The 18,305-nt window shown below is 71.3% G+C and carries 9 protein-coding genes and 1 pseudogene; 3 read left to right on the top strand and 7 right to left on the bottom strand.

Annotated elements, in window-relative coordinates:
• Positions 1 to 176 precede the first annotated feature (176 nt).
• Positions 177 to 6,791 carry an isopeptide-forming domain-containing fimbrial protein gene (locus IZR01_RS20435; protein ID WP_194924756.1) on the top strand — a complete coding sequence of 2,205 codons (6,615 nt, stop codon included), beginning with the start codon at positions 177 to 179 and terminating at the stop codon, positions 6,789 to 6,791.
• Between the two features lie 80 nt (positions 6,792 to 6,871).
• Here IZR01_RS20435 and IZR01_RS20430 read toward each other — a convergent pair whose 3' ends face one another.
• The 6 genes and pseudogenes from IZR01_RS20430 to IZR01_RS20405 all read right to left on the bottom strand — a co-directional run bounded on the left by IZR01_RS20430 (position 6,872) and on the right by IZR01_RS20405 (position 15,948).
• A complete protein-coding gene (locus IZR01_RS20430; RefSeq protein WP_194924755.1) occupies positions 6,872 to 7,123 on the bottom strand; it encodes a hypothetical protein in 252 nt (83 codons plus the stop codon).
• 24 nt (positions 7,124 to 7,147) lie between these two features.
• Positions 7,148 to 8,301, bottom strand: a pseudogene (locus tag IZR01_RS54305) (inorganic phosphate transporter).
• 1,970 nt (positions 8,302 to 10,271) lie between these two features.
• Positions 10,272 to 12,059, bottom strand: a complete 1,788-nt coding sequence (locus tag IZR01_RS20420; RefSeq protein WP_194924754.1) for an ABC transporter ATP-binding protein — start codon at positions 12,057 to 12,059, stop codon at positions 10,272 to 10,274.
• Positions 12,056 to 13,744: an ABC transporter transmembrane domain-containing protein gene (locus tag IZR01_RS20415; protein WP_194924753.1), complete on the bottom strand. Its 1,689-nt coding sequence runs from the start codon at positions 13,742 to 13,744 to the stop codon at positions 12,056 to 12,058. Before IZR01_RS20415 ends, IZR01_RS20420 begins: the two co-directional genes overlap by 4 nt.
• Before the next feature lie 78 nt (positions 13,745 to 13,822).
• A complete protein-coding gene (locus IZR01_RS20410; protein WP_194898951.1) occupies positions 13,823 to 14,899 on the bottom strand; it encodes an ArsR/SmtB family transcription factor in 1,077 nt (358 codons plus the stop codon).
• Complete coding sequence (locus IZR01_RS20405; RefSeq protein WP_194898950.1) at positions 14,896 to 15,948, bottom strand: GlxA family transcriptional regulator; 1,053 nt, start codon at positions 15,946 to 15,948, stop codon at positions 14,896 to 14,898. Before IZR01_RS20405 ends, IZR01_RS20410 begins: the two co-directional genes overlap by 4 nt.
• A gap of 55 nt (positions 15,949 to 16,003) precedes the next feature.
• On the opposite strand from IZR01_RS20405, the gene IZR01_RS20400 reads away from it, so the two are divergent.
• On the top strand, positions 16,004 to 17,287 hold the full coding sequence (locus IZR01_RS20400) for an APC family permease (RefSeq protein ID WP_194924752.1): 1,284 nt from the start codon (positions 16,004 to 16,006) through the stop codon (positions 17,285 to 17,287).
• Here IZR01_RS20400 and IZR01_RS20395 read toward each other — a convergent pair.
• Positions 17,223 to 17,957, bottom strand: a complete 735-nt coding sequence (locus tag IZR01_RS20395) for a Crp/Fnr family transcriptional regulator (RefSeq protein WP_194924751.1) — start codon at positions 17,955 to 17,957, stop codon at positions 17,223 to 17,225. The genes IZR01_RS20400 and IZR01_RS20395 overlap by 65 nt on opposite strands.
• Before the next feature lie 128 nt (positions 17,958 to 18,085).
• On the opposite strand from IZR01_RS20395, the gene IZR01_RS20390 reads away from it, so the two are divergent.
• Positions 18,086 to 18,305: hypothetical protein (locus IZR01_RS20390; protein WP_194898947.1), on the top strand; the 220-nt coding region annotated here is incomplete at its 3' end.

Raw genomic sequence — 18,305 nt, 5'->3', positions numbered from 1 at the left:
GGAATAGTCGGAGAAATGCGCTGAATAGGGCGCATTTATCGCGCAACCCTCATGTCGGCAGGAACCGGGAAAGCAAGGGCCTTACCTTGCTGATCAACCGCGTCAACGCGTCGATCGCGTCGAGCGCGTCAACCGCATCGCCTCCTTCCCCTTCTCCTGCCGGAGGATCTGTGACCTTGCCCTCCCGACCCGCGGGCGCCGCAGCCGTTCGGCTGCTGCGCGTCATCACCAGTGCCGCCCTCGTGGCCGCGTCGACCGTGGCCGGCTTCACGGCCGGGGCCGCGCCGGCCCGGGCCGCGCAAGTGGCGTGCACTCCGACGGGTTCGAATACCAGCTGTGTGCAGTTCACCTATTCCGGGAGCGATCAGGCGTTCGTGGTGCCCAAGGGCGTCAGCAGCCTGACGGCGAGCCTGTCCGGAGCCGGCGGCGGTGGCCGCAACGGCGCGGCCGGCGGCCTGACCACCGGGACGCTGGCCGTGGCCGCGGGCGACAGCCTCAGCGTCATGGCCGGGCAGGGCGGCAGCCTGAAGGGCGCCGCGACCTATGGCGGCGGTGGCTCCGGCGGCAGCGGCTCGCGCTACAGCGGCGGGTCCGGCGGCGGTATGAGCGCCCTGTGGACCGGCGCCTCGCTCACCGGGACGCCGCTGCTCATCGCCGGTGGCGGAGCCGGCGGTGCCGAGGGTGGCTCCGGCGGCGGCAGCGGCGGCGGAGCCACCGGCACGAACGGCGGCAACCCCGGTAGCGGCATCGGCAACGGCGGCCAGGGCGGCACGCAGAGCGCGGGCGGGGCCGCGGCCGTCACCAACAACAACTGCTCCACCGGTCCGACCGCGGGTGCGCAGTACCGGGGCGGGAACGGTGGCAACGGCGGGGCTGACGCCGGTGGCGCCGGCGGTGGCGGCTACTTCGGTGGCGGCGGCGGCCAGTGCCAGCAGGACACCGGAGGCAACAACAGCGACACCGGAGGCGGCGGTGGCTCCGGCTATGCCGGCGGCACCGGCGTCACCAACGGCACCACCCAGGCCGGCCAGGGCAGCGCCGCGAGCAGCAACGGCTCGGTCACGCTCCAGTGGACCGCTCCGGCCCCGGTGATCACCGGCCCGGCCGCCAACTCCACGCAGCTCGTCAACAAGCCGCCGATCAGCGGCACCGGCGTCCCCGGCACCACCATCACGGTGAAGGAGGGCTCGACGACGCTGTGCACCGCGACGGTGCAGCCGGACAACTCCTGGTCGTGCACACCGTCCACGGCGCTGTCCGACGGATCGCACTCCGTGGTGGCCACCGCGAGCGACCCTACGGCGCCCTCGGCCACTTACCCGGCGAGCAACACCCAGCCGTTCAAGGTGGACACCGGCACCAACCTGAAGGTCGTCAAGTCGGCGCCGGCCACGGCCCAGGCCGGTGACTCGATCACCTTCACCCTGACCGCGACGAACGCCGGTCCGGCCGCCGCGACCGGGGCCGTCGTCCAGGACAGCGTCGACTCCCAGCTGACCGGGGTGACGTGGACGTGCGCCGCCTCCGGCGGAGCCAAGTGCGCCACCGCCTCGGGCAGCGGCAACAACGTCTCGGCGAACGTCGACCTCCCGGTCGGCGGACAGGCCGTGGTCACCGTCAAGGGCAACACCTCGGCCACGATGAAGACCCAGGTGTTGAACAACACCGCGACCATCGCCGCGGCCGCCGGCACCACCGACTCCGACCAGACCGACAACCGCTCGACCACCTCCACCTCGGTCACCGCGCCCAAGGACGCCTGCGGCTACGTGCCGGTGAACATGGTCAACGGCAGCTTCGAGCAGCCGGTGACCTCCGGCGGCGTGACCATGGTCGACGACTCCACCGTGCCGGGCTGGAACACCACCGCCACCGACCACAAGATCGAGATCTGGAAGAGCGGGACCAACGGGGTGCCGGCGGCCGACGGCAACCAGTTCGTCGAGCTGAACGCCAACCAGGTCTCCACGCTCTACCAGGACATCCCGACCGTGCCGGGCACCCCGATGAACTGGGCCCTGTCCCACCGCGGACGCCTGGGCACCGACGTCATGGCTCTGGAGATGGGCCCGCCCGGCGGGCCGCTGGTCGCCCAGACCCCGGACGGTCAGAGCACGACCGCCATCTCCGACGGCAACACCGCCTGGGGCCGCTACACCGGTTCGTACACCGTCCCGGCCGGGCAGACCGTGACCCGCTTCGCCTTCGTCTCGGTCTCCGCCACCGGCGGCAACAACAGCATCGGCAACTTCCTCGACAACATCGTGTTCGGCTCGCCCGGCTGCCTGAAGCCGATGAAGACCGTCGCGAACGTGCAGGGCAACAACCCGGCCCGGCGCGGTGACACCCTGACCTACACGGTCTCCGCGAACAACCCGGGGAACACCCAGACCACGGGCTCGTACGTCAACGACCCCATCCCCGCGAACACCACGTTCGTGCCCGGCTCCATCAAGCTGATCAGCCCGACCGGCGTGACGACCCCGGTGAGCGACGCCAACGGGTACGCCAACGGCGTCGTCCGGGTCGCCATCGGCACCGGCGGCCCGCCCGCGACCGGCGGCGCCGTGCAGCCCGGCGAGACCTGGAAGGTGACCTTCCAGACCACGGTCAACGCCGGCGCCCCGGCCGGTTCGACCGTCACCAACTCGGCCACGACCACGTGGACCCCGGTGGCCGGCGTGGCACCGCAGACCTCCGACCCGGCCACCGCGACCAGCGCCGTGGAACAGGCCGACCTGGTCGCCACCAAGACGGCCTCGGCCGCCCCGGTCGAGCCCGGCCAGAACTTCACCTACCAGATCTCGGTGGAGAACAAGGGGCCTGACCCGGCGCGCAACGTCAGGATCTCGGACCCGCTGCCGTCGAAGGTGGCGTTCGTGTCGTCGGCCGACGGCTGCACCGGGACCGCGGGCAACGGCGGCAGGGTCAGCTGCGGACCGGAGGCGACTGTGGCCGCCAACGGGACGAAGACGTGGACGATCACGGTGAAGCTGGACCCGTCCTACACCGGTGACGGCAGCGACCAGGGCAACGTCGCCACCCCCTCGGCCGACACCCCCGGCACGATGACGCCGAGCGACCCGGCGTACCCGAAGGGGCCGATCACGCCGACCGCCGCGCTCGTGGCCACCAAGACGGCCTCGACCACGCCGGTGAAGCCCGGCGAGACGTATACGTACACCGTGACGGTGAAGAACAACGGGCCGTCCACGGCCGCGGCCGTCGGCGCGACCGACCCGCTGCCGTCGAAGGTGTCGTTCGTGTCGTCGGCGGACGGCTGCACCGGTACGGCTGGGAACGGCGGCACCGTGACGTGTGGGCCGGAGGCGACGCTGCTTCCGGGCGCGTCGAAGTCCTGGACGTTCACTGTGAAGCTGGACCCCTCCTACACCGGTGACGGTTCGGACCAGGGCAACGTCGCCACGCCGACCTCCACCACCGGCGGGACGAAGGACCCCAGCGGTCCGGTGCTCCCGCCCGGACCGGCGGCGCCCTCGGCGCAGTTGTTGACCGCCAAGGAGACCACGACCACCACCCCGGTCGTCCCGGGACAGACCTTCAGTTACAAGGTGACGGTCACCAACAACGGCCCGTCGACGGCGGTGGCCGCGGGCGCGAGCGACCGGTTGCCGTCGAGGATCTCGTTCGTGTCGTCGGCCGACGGCTGCACGGGTACGGCCGGGAACGGCGGGACGGTGACGTGCGGTCCGGAGGCTTCGCTGCTCCCGGGTACGTCGAAGTCGTGGACGTTCACGGTCATGCTCGACCCCTCCTACACCGGTGACGGCAGCGACCAGGGCAACGTCGCCACGCCGACCTCGACGACCGGCGGCGACAAGGATCCGAGCCCTGAGGTGTTCCCGCCCGGCCCGATCAAGCCCGAGGCCGAGCTGGACACGACGAAGACCACCTCCGCCACCCCGGTGAAGCCCGGCCAGACGTTCACCTACACGGTGACCGTGACGAACAAGGGTCCTTCGACCGCGGTGAGTGTGGGCGCGACCGACCCGCTGCCGTCGAGGATCTCCTTCGTCTCCTCGGCGGACGGCTGCACCGGCACGGCCGGGAACGGCGGGACCGTGACCTGTGGTCCGGAGGCGACGCTGCTTCCGGGCGCGTCGAAGTCCTGGACGTTCACGGTGAAGCTGGACCCCTCCTACACCGGTGACGGCTCCGATCAGGGCAACGTCGCCACGGCCACGTCCTCGACCGACGGCAAGAAGGACCCCAGCGGTCCGCCGGTGAACCCGCCCGGCCCGATCCACCCCGAGGCGGATCTGAAGACGGTGAAGACCACGTCGAGCACCGCGGTGAAGCCGGGGCAGACGTTCACCTACACCATCACGGTGACGAATCAGGGCCCTTCGACGGCCGTGACCGTCGGCGCCACGGACGCCCTGCCGTCGCAGATCTCGTTCGTGTCCTCGGCGGACGGCTGCACGGGGACGGCCGGCAACGGCGGGACGGTGACCTGCGGGACTGAGCCGTCGCTGCTTCCGAGCGCGTCGAAGTCGTGGACCTTCACGGTGAAGCTGGACCCCTCCTACACCGGTGACGGTACGGACCAGGCCAACGTGGCGACCGCCACGTCCCCGACCGACGGCACCAAGGACCCCAGCGGCCCGGTGGACCCGCCCGGCCCGATCCGGCCCGAGGCCGACCTGGCGATGACCAAGACCACGCCGTCGACCACGCCGGTCAAGCCGGGTCAGACCTTCGACTACGTGTTGGCCGTGAAGAACAACGGGCCTTCGACCGCGGTGAACGTCGGGACCACCGACCCGCTGCCGTCCAAGCTGTCGTTCGTCTCCTCGGTCGACGGCTGCACCGGTCCGGCCGGTACCAACGGCGGCACCGTGACCTGTGGCGGCGACGTGACGTTGCTGCCGGGGCAGACGAAGACCTGGACCTTCACGGTGAAGCTGGACCCCTCCTATACCGGTGACGGCTCCGACCAGGCCAACGTGGCGACCGCCACGTCCTCGACCGACGGCAAGAAGGACCCCAGCGACCCGGTGGACCCGCCCGGCCCGGTCGCGCCGCCGGAGGCGCACCTGACCACGGTGAAGACGACGTCGACGACCGCGGTGAAGCCGGGGCAGACCTTCACCTACACCATCACCGTCACGAATCAGGGCCCTTCGACCGCGGTGAACGTCGGCGCGACCGACCCGCTGCCGTCGAAGATCTCGTTCGTGTCCTCCGCCGACGGCTGCACCGGAACCCCCGGTGAGGGCGGGACGGTCAGCTGTGGTCCGCAGACGGCATTGCTTCCGGGCGCGTCGAAGTCGTGGACCTTCACCGCACTGCTTGACCACGCCTACACCGGCGACGGTTCGGACCAGGGCAACGTGGCCACCGCGACCTCGCCGACCGGCGGCGACAAGAACCCCAGTGACCGGGTCGACCCTCCGGGCCCGATCGTGCCGGAGGCGGATCTGTCGACGGCCAAGTCGGCCGTCGGCACGACCCCGGTCAAGCCGGGGGAGACCTTCGACTACCTGGTGACGACCACGAACCACGGCCCGTCCGCGGCGGTGAACGTCCGGGTCACCGATCCGCTGCCGGCGCACCTGTCCTTCCTCTCCTCGGCCGACGGCTGCACCGGCCCGGTCGGGGCGGACGCCGGCCAGGTCTCCTGCGGGCCGGTGCCCTCCCTGGGCGGCGGCGCGTCGAAGTCGTGGACGTTCACGGTGCGGCTCGACCCCGCCTACATCGGCGACGGCTCGGACCTCGGCAACCGCGCGACCTCCTTGTCCGACACCCCCGACCCGAACCTGGACGACAACACCTCGCCGCCGGCGCCGCTGCCGGGCGGCAAGGTGGACCCGCCGGAGGCTGACCTGTCCGCGCACAAGCAGGCGGTCACCGACACGCCGATCGGCCCCGGGCAGACCTTCGCCTACCGGGTGCGGATCACCAACGCCGGGCCGTCCACGGCGCTCACGGCCAAGTCGGTCGACGCGCTGCCGGCCCGGCTGGCGTTCCTCTCCTCGGCCGACGGCTGCACCGGACCGGTGGGTGTGTACGGCGGAACGGTGACCTGCGGACCGCGGGCGTCGCTGGCGCCGGGCGCGTCGGTGGCGTGGACGTTCACGGTGAAGCTGGACCCGAGTTACGTCGGTGACGGCTCGGACGTGATGAACGTGGCGACCGCGTCGTCGGACACCAAGGACCCCAACCCGGGCGACAACACCTCGCCGCCGGCGCCGCTGCCGGGCGGGAAGGTGGCCCCGGCCGAGGCCGACCTGTCGACGGTGAAGGTGGCCCAGCTGCCCAAGAACGGCCGGGTCCTTCCGGGCGGCACGTTCCAGTACACGGTCACGGTCACCAACCACGGCCCGGCGACGGCGCCGAACGCCCGGATCACCGACCCGCTGCCGAAGATGCTGTCGTTCCTCTCCTCCCCGGACGGCTGCACCGGGCCGGCGGGCGTGTACGGCGGCACGGTGACCTGCGGGCCGGAGGCGAAGCTCGTGCCGGAGGCGTCGAAGTCGTGGACGTTCACGGTGCGGCTGGCACCGACGTACCAGGGCAACGGCTCGGACATCCGGAACAAGGCGACCGCAGCCAGCGACGCCATCGATCCGAACCCCGGGAACAACAGCAACGACCCGCACGATGCCAGGGTTCGGATTCTGGTCGGGACGCTGCCCGCGACCGGTGCCGACGGACTGTGGCAGACCTCGACGGCCGCTTTGGCGGCGCTGGCCGCCGGTGGCGCGCTGACGTTCGCCGCGCGGCGTCGGGCGAGGGATCTGGCGGGGTCGAGGAGGACGGGCGTCTGATCTGAGTTGTCGGTAGATCACGTGAGGCTCGGCTGGGACTCCAGCCGAGCCTCACGTGTGGAGAGCTATGTAGAGCTTTGTCAGCTGTTGTGGACGATGCTGTAGATACCCCAAGCCATAGCCGCGAGTATCGCGGCGAAACAGAGCCCTGCGATCAGCTTGCCGAGTAGGGCCGGGCTTGCTGCGGCCCCGGCCTCAGTCCCGCCCACCGTCCCGCCCCGGGGCACCAAAGCCCGCAGCCCGACGGCGAACAGCGCGGGCAGCCCGGCCCCCATGAGCAGGCCGATCACGACGATCTTCCACAGCGCGTTCAGATTGATCCAGGAATTCACGGCTCATCCGCTCCCTTCAGCCGTTCACAGCGCCGCGCCGGCCGGGACCGGCGTCGGGGCCATCGAGCCGGACCACTGGCTGTTGACGTTCGACGCCGTCACCGCGGTGCGGCGCGAGGCGAGGTAGAAGCCGGTCGCGCAGGCGGCGAGGACCACGAAGATCGTGGAGGTGCCGGTAGTGCCGCCGATGCCGTGGGCCGTGGCGTAGGCCAGCGCGCCGACCAGGCCCGCGGCCGGGAGCGTCAGTACCCAGGCGAACGCCATCCGGCCGGCCACCGACCAGCGCACCTCGGCGCCCTTCTTGCCCACGCCGGAGCCCAGGATCGAGCCGGTGGCGACGTGCGTCGTGGACAGCGAGTAGCCGAAGCTGCTGGAGAGCAGGATCACCGAGGCGGACGCCGCTTCCGCGGTCATCCCCTGCGGCGACTCGATCTCCACCAGGCCCTTGCCCAGGGTCCTGATCACACGCCAGCCGCCGACGTAGGTACCCAGGCTGATCGCCAGCGCGCAGGAGATGATGACCCACACCGGCGCCTTGGCATGGGCGCCGATCGAGCCGTTCGCGATGAGGGCGAGCGTGATGATGCCCATGGTCTTCTGCGCGTCGTTCGTGCCGTGCGCCAGCGAGACCATCGAAGCGGACCCGATCTGTCCGAGCCGGAAGCCCCGTCCCCGCAGCTCCTCCGGCACGCCGCGGCTGATCCGGTAGACCAGGAACGTCCCCACCGCGGCCACCACCCCGCGATCACCGGCGACAGGACCGCGGGCAGGATGACCTTGGAGGTCACGCCGTGCCACTGCACCGCGTGCCCGCCGGCCGAGGCCAGCCCGGCCCCGATGACCCCGCCGATCAGGGCGTGCGAGGAACTGGAGGGCAGCCCCAGGTACCAGGTGGCCAGGTTCCACAGAATGCCGCCGGCCAGCCCGGCGAACACCATCGTGAGCGTCACCAGATGGGTCTGAACCAGCCCGCTGGCGATCGTGGCCGCGACGCTGAAGGACAAGAACGCGCCGACCAGGTTCAGCACACTGGAAATGGCGACGGCGACCCGGGGCGGCAGCGCCCCGGTGGCGATGGACGTGGCCATCGCGTTGCCGGTGTCATGGAAGCCGTTGGTGAAGTCGAAGCCCAGCGCTGTGGCTACTACAAGCGCGAGCAGGACACTGTTGCCAGTCACAACCGGTTGAGTAACCGCATCCGGCCTGCGGAAACGCTCCCGAGGCGCGCTGGTGCCGGGCGCGGGAGCTATTCATCTGGATTCACTCGGACCTCACCCTGTGTTGGGGGAGCGGCCAAGGTGGGCGATGGCGGCCGGCTGCGGATTCGTGGGACGCGGCGCTCGTTATGGATGGTCAGCCGTTATGGATGGTCAGCGGTATGCGAAACTTGAAACCTGGCCGACGCTGCGGGGCAGCGTGACCCGCTGCTGAGGCAACGCTGCGGGGGTTCTTTCGGGGCTGAAGTTTGCGGGGCGGGTTACTTTAGTTTGTTGGTTGTAAAGACATTTTACGGCCTTCGGTCATGGTTGTGCCGGTTCGGGGTTCGGGGTGGCGGGTGTGCTTGTCGGCTGCCGGTTCCCGTGTTCACGATCCCGCCTCACCTCAGGCCTCTTCAACTCCGGCAAGTCGGAACAAGAGCAGATCAACGGCCAGATCAAGATCAAGAGCCCAAGCAAGATCAAGGTCAAGAGCTATGGTGAAGAGCCCGGCGCCTCCGGCGGGGGCTCTCGGCTCCCTCGGGGAACTGGCGCTGCTCCATAGGGTGGCCGGGTCAGGGCCCTGCGGCGGCGGTTTGTGAGGTGGCTACGGTCCGTTCCCCTCGCTCGCGTCGTCAGCCCCAAGGGGTACAGCACCGGTGTCCGGGAGTAAAGTCCGCGCCGTTGCGGTCGGGCCTGCAAGCTGCGGTTTGTATAGCGCGAACTTGACTCCCGGCCACCGGCGCTGTAGGCGAAGCCCTGCCGACGCGACCGAGGGGAACGAACCGAAAACCGACCGGATAGGTGCAAAGCCGAGTGGTGCGGGACCGGCGACTCGACGAGTTCGGCCGCCGGTCCGGAGGCTGGCGGCGCGGCAGTCGCGCGGGTGCGCACTCTGGGCTGGCGGGTGCGGACCGGCCCGGCAGCCCCAACCGATACATCCGGCGTGGCAGGTATGCCGAGTCAGACCAGCACAAGGTAGCTGGTCACCGAGCTCGATCCCGCCCGCATCCTCGAAGCTCACCTCCGGCGCCGTTGCACTGTGCTGCACTCGGGTATGTTGTCGACCAACTGACTACCGGCCCGCCGCCAGGGCCTCACCGGCAGCGGCATCAACCAGCCTGTGTCTACGGGCCCTGCGGTTGCTCTTCTTCCGGTCGGTTTTCGGTTCGTTCCCCTCGGTCGCGTCGGCAGGGCTTTGCCTACAGTGCCGGTTCTCGGGAGTCAAGTTCGCGCTGTACGTAGCCGCCACTTCCACGCCTGACCGCAGCGCGCGGACTTTACTCCCGGGGTTCGGCGCTGTACCCCTTGGGGCTGACGACGCGACCGAGGGGAACGAACCGCACCACCTCACAAACCGCCAGCGCAGGGCCCTGAGGCGACCCCCCTATGGAACCGCGCCAGTTCCCCGAGGGAGCCAAGAGCCCCCGCCGGAGGCGCCTGCCGTTGACTTCAGGCACCCACCACACGCAGCGATTGCCGCCAACACAACGCGTGCGCAGTGACTCGGACCTGCGCGCACCACCCACACAACCGGCAGCCGCCCACGCACATCGAGCACCACAGCGAACTGCGTCTCGATCCGTGATTAGTCAATACCAGGTAGTTCCGTAAAAATCGCCTTTAACCAACATGCCAACCGCAAGCCACAAGCCTGTCACTGCCACCTGTCACTAGCACCTGCCACTCGTACCGGCGCCAGCCCGGAGCTGGCCGAGCAGAGCTGGTACATCTTCGCCACCTCGATCGTGAGCTGGCTGGCCGGCACGGAGTACTCGCTGAACCTGCGCGAAGCAGCACCCAGATTCGATATCTTCCTCGACGCGTTACTGCGCGAGCTGCCGGTGCGGTCCCTAAGAGCGCCCTCAAGCAGTGCCCTTGAGCGGTGCCCTTGAGCGGTGCCCTTGAGCGGCGCCCTTGAGCGGTGCCCACGCGGTGCCCAAGCGACGCCCTCAACCCCGACCCGACACCGCTCGAACCGGCTCGGCCGGAGCATGCGCGCGCATCGTCCACATCCGCCACAACACCGCGTACCGCCCATCGCGCGCGAGCAGTTCGTCGTGCGTGCCCTCCTCGACGACCCGGCCGTCGTCCATGACGAGGATGCGGTCGCAGACCCGCGCCTGCGACAGTCGGTGCGCGACGACGAGCGCTGTGCGCCCGTGCATCAATGCGGTGGCGGCTTCCTCGAGTTCGTGAGCGTGCGCACTGCCGGCCTCGGCGCTCGCCTCGTCGAGCACGACGACTGGGGGATCGGCCAGCGCGATGCGGGCGAGGGCGAGTTGCTGGGCCTGGGCGGGGTCCAGGTGCAGGCCGTCGGGGCCGATCCGGGTGTCGAGGCCGTCGGGCAGGGCGGTGGCCCAGCGGGCGCGGGCGGTGGCCAGAGCGGCGCTGATCCGGTGGTCGTCGGCGTCGGGCACGGCCAGTGTCAGGTCCTCGCGCAGGGTCCCGGTGAAGACGTGCGTGTCCTGCGCGACCATGCCGATCCAGCGGGATCGGCCCGCTTCGTCGAGGTCTGCGCTGGCCACCGTGCCGTGCGCGTCGCGCAGGGCGGTCGTGCCGGCTGAGGACGGCAGCAGCCCGGCGATGATCGCGGCCAGCGTGGACTTGCCCGCCCCGCTGGCCCCGACCACGGCGACCGACGTGCCGGCCGGCACGGTGAGGTCCATGGTGCGCACGACCTCGGTCGTGCCGTCGTAGCAGTGGCGCACCCCGCACGCCTCGATGGTGACCGGACCGTCCGGCGCGCGCACGGGCACCGGCTCCGCCCCGCGCATGTCGGCGACGCCGACGATGCGCGAGAGCGCGGCCCCGGCGCGCTGGACGTCGTCGAAGGAACCCAGCAGTGTGCCGAGCGGATCGAACAGCCGGTGGAAGAGCAACGCCGCGGCGGCCACCGCGCCGACGGCGATCACGTGGTCGTGCACCAGCACGGAGCCGGTGAGCAGGATCGCTGACAGGCCCAAGGCCTCAGCGCCGTTCATCGTCTTCGTCAGCCACAGCGAGAGCCTCAGGGCGCTGATACCGGCCTCGGTGGCGCGCGCCGAGGACGCGGCCACCCGCTCGGCTTGCAGCGGGGCCATGTCGAAAGCCTCGACGGTCGCCGCGCCGTGCAGCGATTCGAGGATCGTCTGCGTGCGGTCGGCGGCGGCGCGGCGTTCGGCCGCGTAGCGCGCACCGGCCTTCGGCAGATAGCTGCGCAGGCTCAGCGCGTAGACCGGGAAGACGATGACGAACGCGGCTGCCAAGCGCCAGTCCAAGGAACTGAAGCCGACGAACGACACGGCGACGGTCACCGTGGCCGCGAACACCTCGGCCAGCAGCGGCGCCGCCTCCGAGAAGATCTCCATGTCCTCGGTCACCCGCGAGGTCACGTCGCCGCTTCCGGCGCCGTGCACGACGGTCGAGTCCAGCGTCAGCACCCGGCCGAGGATCCGCTCGCGCAGCGCGGCGGTGATGCGCGCGGCGAGCGCGACGATCGCGCGCTGGGCCAGTGCGGTCAGGATCGCCCCGGCCACGCCGACCACGGCGAGCAGCGCGAGCAGCGGTCCGGCCGAGCCGCGGTGCCGGCTGCTGACCGCGTCGACCAGCGCGCCGAGCAGCAGCGGTCCGGTCACGGTGGCCAGCGCGGCGGCGAGGGTCCACGCCCCGGTCGCCACGCAGCCGCGCGGGTGGCTCCGGGCCAGGCGCAGCATCGTGGACAGGGTCTGGCGGCCGGTGGCCACCGGCAGCGCGGTCATCGCAGCACCGCCGCGGCGTAGCCGGGCTCGGACATCAGCTCGGCGTGGGTGGCGTCGAGCACGGTGCCCTGCGCGTCGATGTAGAGCACGTGGTCGCAGCGCGAGAGCAGGGGCGGCGAGGTGGTGAGGACGACGGTGGCGCCGCCCTGGGCCCGGCGGGTCGCGAGCAGCCGGGCGGCGACCTGGTCTTCGGTCACCGCGTCCAGGGCGGTGAGCGGATCGCTGAGCACCAGGACGGCCGGTTCGGCGGCGAGCGCGCGGGCCACGGCCACCCGCTGACGCTGGCCGCCGGAGAGATTGGACCCGGCTTCGGTCAGCTGCTCCGGCAGGTCCGTGGCGCTCGCGGTGACCAGGGCCTCTCGCATGCGGGCCGGATCGGTGTCGCGGCCGGTTTGCAGTGCCTCGGTCAGGGTGCGCCCGAGCAGGTGGATCTGGTGCGGGACCACCAGCAACGGCTGGCCGCCCAGGCGCGCCGAACCGGTGCTGGGCGCTTGCCGACCGCGCAGGATCGCCAGCAGCGTCGCGGCCGCTGCGGGATCGACGGCGACCACGCCGACCGCGGCGCCGGGATCGAGTCGGAGTGTCAGGGCTCGGATGGGCCCCGCCGACACGTTCTCGAGGATCACAGGCTCCTGATGGAGTGTCGGTGGATGATCGAGGCCCATCGGAGCGGCGTGGCTATGGCTTCGTTCGGCGTCGTGGATTGGGGACGTGCCGAGCAGCGGCGCGATGCGCGCCGCGCCGGCCCGGGCGGCGCTCAGCTGCTGCACGCCGAACGCGATCCTGCTGACCGGATCGCCGACGAACGAGGCCATCGCCACCACGGTCACGAACTGGCCCACGTCGATCCGCCCGTCGAAGGCCATCCACCCGGCCGCCGCCGCGATCGCCACCGTCACGAACGCCGTGGAGACCAGGCCGGCGGCGGCGACCACCGCGTTCGCCGAGGCCGCGGCCAGGTCGGCGTCCAGGCAGCGGGCGGTGGCCGCGCGGTAGCGGCGCAGCGCCTCCCCGGTTCCGCCGAACGCGCGCAGCGGCGCCAGCGCGCGCACCAGCTCCGCGGCGAGCGCCGCGGCCAGCCCGGCGGCCTGGGACCGCTCCCGCAGCCTGGCCTCCAGCCGGGGACTGATCGCATCGATCCCGAGGATCAGCGGCGGCATGGTCAGCAGGGTGCCCAACCCCAGCCACAGGTCGATGTGCAGCAGCACCGCCGCGGTGACCGCCAGCCCGACCGCCCCGGAGACGACGTTCGACCGGGCGCGCGCGGCCTGCGCGGTGGCCGTGGCGTCGGAGGTGAGCACTGAGGCCCACTCCCCGGCGGTGCGCCCGGCCCCGGCCGCCGGGTCGGCGAGGATGCGGGCCGTGGCATCGCTGCGCAGCCGGTGCGCCTCCCGCAACACGCTGCGGGCGTTGAGGTAGAAGGCCAGCCCGCCGCCGGTCGCCAACACCACGAACAGCGCCAGCACGCCCGCGACGGCCAGCAGCGCGTCGGACAGGTCGCCGCCGGCGACGGCGTTCTGGACCACCAGACCGATCGCGAGCGGCACCAGTGCCTCGCATGCCTGATGCACGCAGGAGCCCACGGCGGCGATCGTCAGGGGACGTGCTTGTCTGCGCAGCACGGTGCGCAGGACCTCGCGCGGCGGGGGTATGCCCGCGGCGCGCGCGGGTACGAACTCTGTCATGGTGGCGCCCTTCCTTGGTGGAACGGCGCCACGGTATGCGGGTCGGTGCGGGGGCTCAAACGATTCGGTGTCACCGAATCATGGGCTGTCGATTACCGGAGCGGCTGGGTCTGCGGCTGGTTCCGGGGCTGGTTCCGCAGCCGGGTCCACGCCTGCCTGGAACAGCGCGAGCAGCACCTCACCGGCCGGTTCCAGCTCGTAGAAGACCTGCCGACCCGAACGCGTCCGCCGCGCGACCCCCGACGCCACGAGCGCGGCCAACTGCTCCGAGACGGTACTGGGAGCCAGCGCCAACCGGGCCGCGAGCGTGCTGGTGGTGGCGGGAACCTCCAGGGCCCGCAGGACCGCCGCACGCCGTGTCCCGACGAGCGGGACCAGGCGATCCGGCTCGGCCGCCGACGGTGCGGCCGCGCCACCGGCCAGCAGCGCCGCACCCCGCGCCTGGTAACTCACGCGCAGCAGGTGCGGATGGTCGGTGGAGCAGGAGACCCGCTCCTGCGCGAAGATCAGCGGCACCAGGACCAGGCGCTGATCGACGGTGTAGCGCTTGGACTCCTTGAGCTTGGGGAGCGACAGCACCGGCTCCTCCCACACCGTGCGACCGCCCAGTCCGGCGATCACGGACTCCGGGCCGTGGGAGGCCAGCGAGCGGGCTCGCAGCACGACTTCCTCGTCCAGGGCCGCGCGCATTTTCGGCCACACGGGCTCCAGCGCACCGCGCCAGAACTCCCTGAGCGCGTCGGCGAGCATGTTGAGTGTGGCGGTGTGATCGTCGCGGAAGGGCTGGAGCGGTTTGGGCAGCTCCGCGGGGTAGTGTCGTGCGAACTGCTCCTTGATCAGTGCTGCGGGCGTGCGGCGCAGCGCTTCCAGCTCCTCGGCCAACTCCGCGCGCGGTGCTTCGGGAACCGGGTCGAAGAAGTCCGGTGTCGGGCCGTACTTTTGCCACTCCTGGAGCAGCGCGTAGATCCCCAGCGGGGCCAGGCGCTCGTCCGCTTGCAGGAGTTCCCATGCCTGCTTGGCCCAGCCGGTGTACGGCCACGCGGCCCGCGGCCCGCTGCGCTGGACCAGTTGCAGGGCACTGACCGTCTCCGCCAGCGGGCTGATCGCGATCCGGGTGCGCGCAAGTGTCGCCGGATCCAGGTGGATGCGGATCATTCGGCTCTCCCTGGCCCGGCGCTCGCGGGCTCCAAGGCCGGCCGGAAGGTGCGGCGGTAGTGCGCGGGCGGCACTCCGTAGACGGCGGCGAACTGCGCGCGCAGGTTGGTGGCGGTGCCCAGGCCGACGCGGCGGGCGATGGCGTCGAGGCCGAGATCGGTGGACTCCAGCAGCTCGGCGGCCGATTGCAGGCGCAGGCGTTGCAGCCAGACCTGCGGCGGGCGGCCGGTCTCGTCGAGGAAGCGGCGGTGCAGAGTGCGAGTGCTGATTCCCAGGTGCTCGGCCATCGCCGCGACGGTGACGGCGCGCAGATTGCGCCGCGCCCACTCGTAGACGTCCCGCTTCGGGGCGGATTCGCTGACGCCGGCGGCCGCGCGAATGTACTGCGCCTGGCCACCGTCCCGGTGCGGCGGAATCACGATACGGCGCGCGATCTCATTGGCGATCGCCGACCCGTGGTCCCGCCGGACCAATTCCAGGCACATGTCGAGGCCCGCAGCACTGCCCGCCGAGGTCCACACCCCGTCGTGGACGTAGAGGACGGCGGGATCGACGTCCACAGTCGGGTAGCGGCGGGCGAGCTCGTCGGCGTGCATCCAGTGCGTGGTGGCGCGGCGCCCGTCGAGCAGCCCGGCTTCAGCGAGGACGAAGCTGCCGGAGCAGATCGCGGCGATGCGAGCCCCGCGAGCGTGGGCTGCGCGCAGTGCGGCGAGCAGTTCGGCCGGCGCACCGCTGTGGGCTTCGGCCGAGGCGGGGATGATCACGGTGTCGGCACTGCGCAGGGCGTCCAGTCCGCGCCCGGCGGGCACGGTGATGCCGTGCGAGATGGTCTCGCCGGAGGGGCTGCTGGCGACGAGGGCGAAGTCGTACCAGTCGGGGACGAGGTCGTGGCGGTCGACGCCGAAGACTTCGGCGGCGATGGCCAGTTCGAAGAGGCGGACGCCTGGGATCGCTACCAGGGCTATTTGGTGGGTGGCTGTGGCGGATTGACTATGCGGATCGGTGGTCAGGCCGGTCTTGTCGGGTGCCCCGTCTGATTCCTTGCGCATAGTGGCTAATTTGCCACTCACGGTGCCGCTTGGGAACCCCGCAGAGTGGCTGGTGATGATTACCGACTCCTCGACATCTCCCGCTGCGACGGCTCCGGCCCAGCTCACCCGGCACATCGGCCGGTGGCAGGGCACGGCCCTCTACGTCAGCGCGATCCTCGGCGCGGGGGTGCTCGTGCTGCCCGGCCAGGTGGCCTCGATGGCCGGGCCGGCGTCGTTGCTGTCGTGGGCGTTCGCCTGCGTCCTGGGAGTGCCGCTGGCCTGGATGTTCGCCGCGTTCGCGCGCCGCTTTCCGGAGGCCGGGGGCGTGGCGACGTACGTCGGCCGCGCGTTCGGCCCGACCGCCGGCGCCCTGACCGGCTGGCTCTACTTCGCCGCCGGCTCGTTCGGGCAGACGATCGTCCCGCTCACCGGCGGCTACTACGTCGCCCAGGCGCTGAACCTGGGGAGCGGCTGGGCCTACCTCGTCGCCGTCGCGATCCTCACGGCGGCGGTGGCCGCGAACCTGCACGGCCGGCGGGTCAGCGCACGCACCCAGCTCGCCCTGGCCGCCGCGGTCGCCGTGGCGCTGGTCCTCACCACGGCGGCGGCCGCGCCACACATGTCAGTACACAGACTCCACCCCTTCGCGCCCCACGGCCTCGGCCCGGTCGCGGACGGCGTCATCGTGCTCTTCTTCGCCTTCGCGGGCTGGGAGGCCGTGGCGCACCTCGCCGAGGAGTTCACCGACCCCGACCGGGACGTCCCGCGCGCCGTGGCGGCCACCATCGCGATCGTCTCAGTGCTCTACCTCGGCATCGCCGCCGCGGTCGTCCTCACCGGCACCTACGGCGACCCGCACACCGACCACGTCGCGATCGGCCTCCTCCTGCGCTCGGCCTTCGGGCCCGGCGCGAACATCGCGGCCGCGGTCATCGCCGTCCTCATCAGCCTGGGCACCGCCAACGCCTTCATCGCCAGCGTCTCCCGCCTCGGCTACAGCCTGGCCCGCGACCGCTGGCTGCCGCATCAGAGCGCGTATATCAACCGGCGTTCGGTGCCGGTCGGCGGCATCGTCACGGTCGCCGCGATCGCCTACGCGGGGCTGGCCGCGGCCGCCGGCTTCCGGTGGGGGACCGAGACGCTGGTGGTCGTCCCCTCCACGCTCGTGGTCACGGTCTACCTTCTGGCAGCCGCTGCCGGCATCCGCTTGCTACGCGGGGTCGCTCGCGGGTGCGCGGTGCTGACTGTTTGCCTGACGGCGCTTGTCATTCCGGACGCTGCGCGGCATGTCGTTATTCCGGTTCTTGTTGTTTCGGTGGCGCTTTTGACGCGGTGGCTGGATAAGCGACCTGCTTGAGCCGTTCGAGATCGTTGACCCGGAACCCGCGGTACCCCGTGCTCAGCACCCCGGCCTCGCGCAGCTCCCGCAGGGCCTTGTGGACCGTGGGTTCGGCGGCGCCGATGAGGGTTGCCAGTTCGGGTTGGGTCAGGGGCCAGCGCAGGATGACCGTGTCGCCGTCCGGTTCGCCGTAGGTGAGGGCCAGGTCGTAGGCGATGCGGGCGACGCGGGTGGGGGCGTCGGTGCCGGCGAACTCGATGCGGCGGGTGTTGGAGGCACGGAGTTTTGTGATGAGGGAGGCGCTTACTGCTGCGGCTATCGGGGGGTCGTCGCGCAGGGTCGTCAGGAACGTGTCGCGGGTGATCAGGCGGGCGACGACCACTCCGCAGGTGGTGATGGTGGCGGAGCGGGGGTGGCCGTCCATCACGCCGAATTCGCCGACCAGGTCGCCGCCGACGCGGACGGCGAGGAGCGCGTCGCGGCTGTCCTGGGTGCGGCCGGTCGCCTTGACCACGCCGTCCAGCAGGATGAGGACGAACGTCGATTCGTCGGCCTCGCGGATGACTTTGCGGTCCGGCTCGTACTCGATCATCGTGCCCAGGGCCAGAAACCGCTGGCGGGCGGCCGGTCCGAGGCTGTGCAGCAGGCTTCGCGGCGGCCAGGCCCAGGTTCCCGGTGCGGCGTTCATCGCTGCCTCCAATGGAAGTTTTGAGCAGATCCCGTACTAGCACGGGATGAGAACCACGATTCCTCCCGATAGTGGTCAGGGCAAGGGCCCGCGGCACAGGGGTCTGCTTTGAGGCAAGGGGGCGCGAGGTGCAGGTGGGGGAGCTCGTCGAGCCTAGCCGGGGAAGCAGGCGCCTGTGCGCGGTGCTGGCCGGTGGACCGCTGGGTCTGCTCACCGAGGTGTGCCGTCCCAGCGGCGGCGGGGGGTCGTTCGGCTTCGGCCGCCTGTACATCGGGTCGGCGCCGGACGGGGAGGCGGCGGTGGCGCCGGTCGGGGTGGACGAGGTGCGGATCGTGCATGACCTGGTGG

The sequence above is a fragment of the Catenulispora pinisilvae genome (assembly GCF_015356865.1).
Taxonomy (GTDB): domain Bacteria; phylum Actinomycetota; class Actinomycetes; order Streptomycetales; family Catenulisporaceae; genus Catenulispora; species Catenulispora pinisilvae.
Note: the sequence above shows the minus strand (reverse complement) of the source record. Positions and strands in the feature narration are given on the sequence as shown.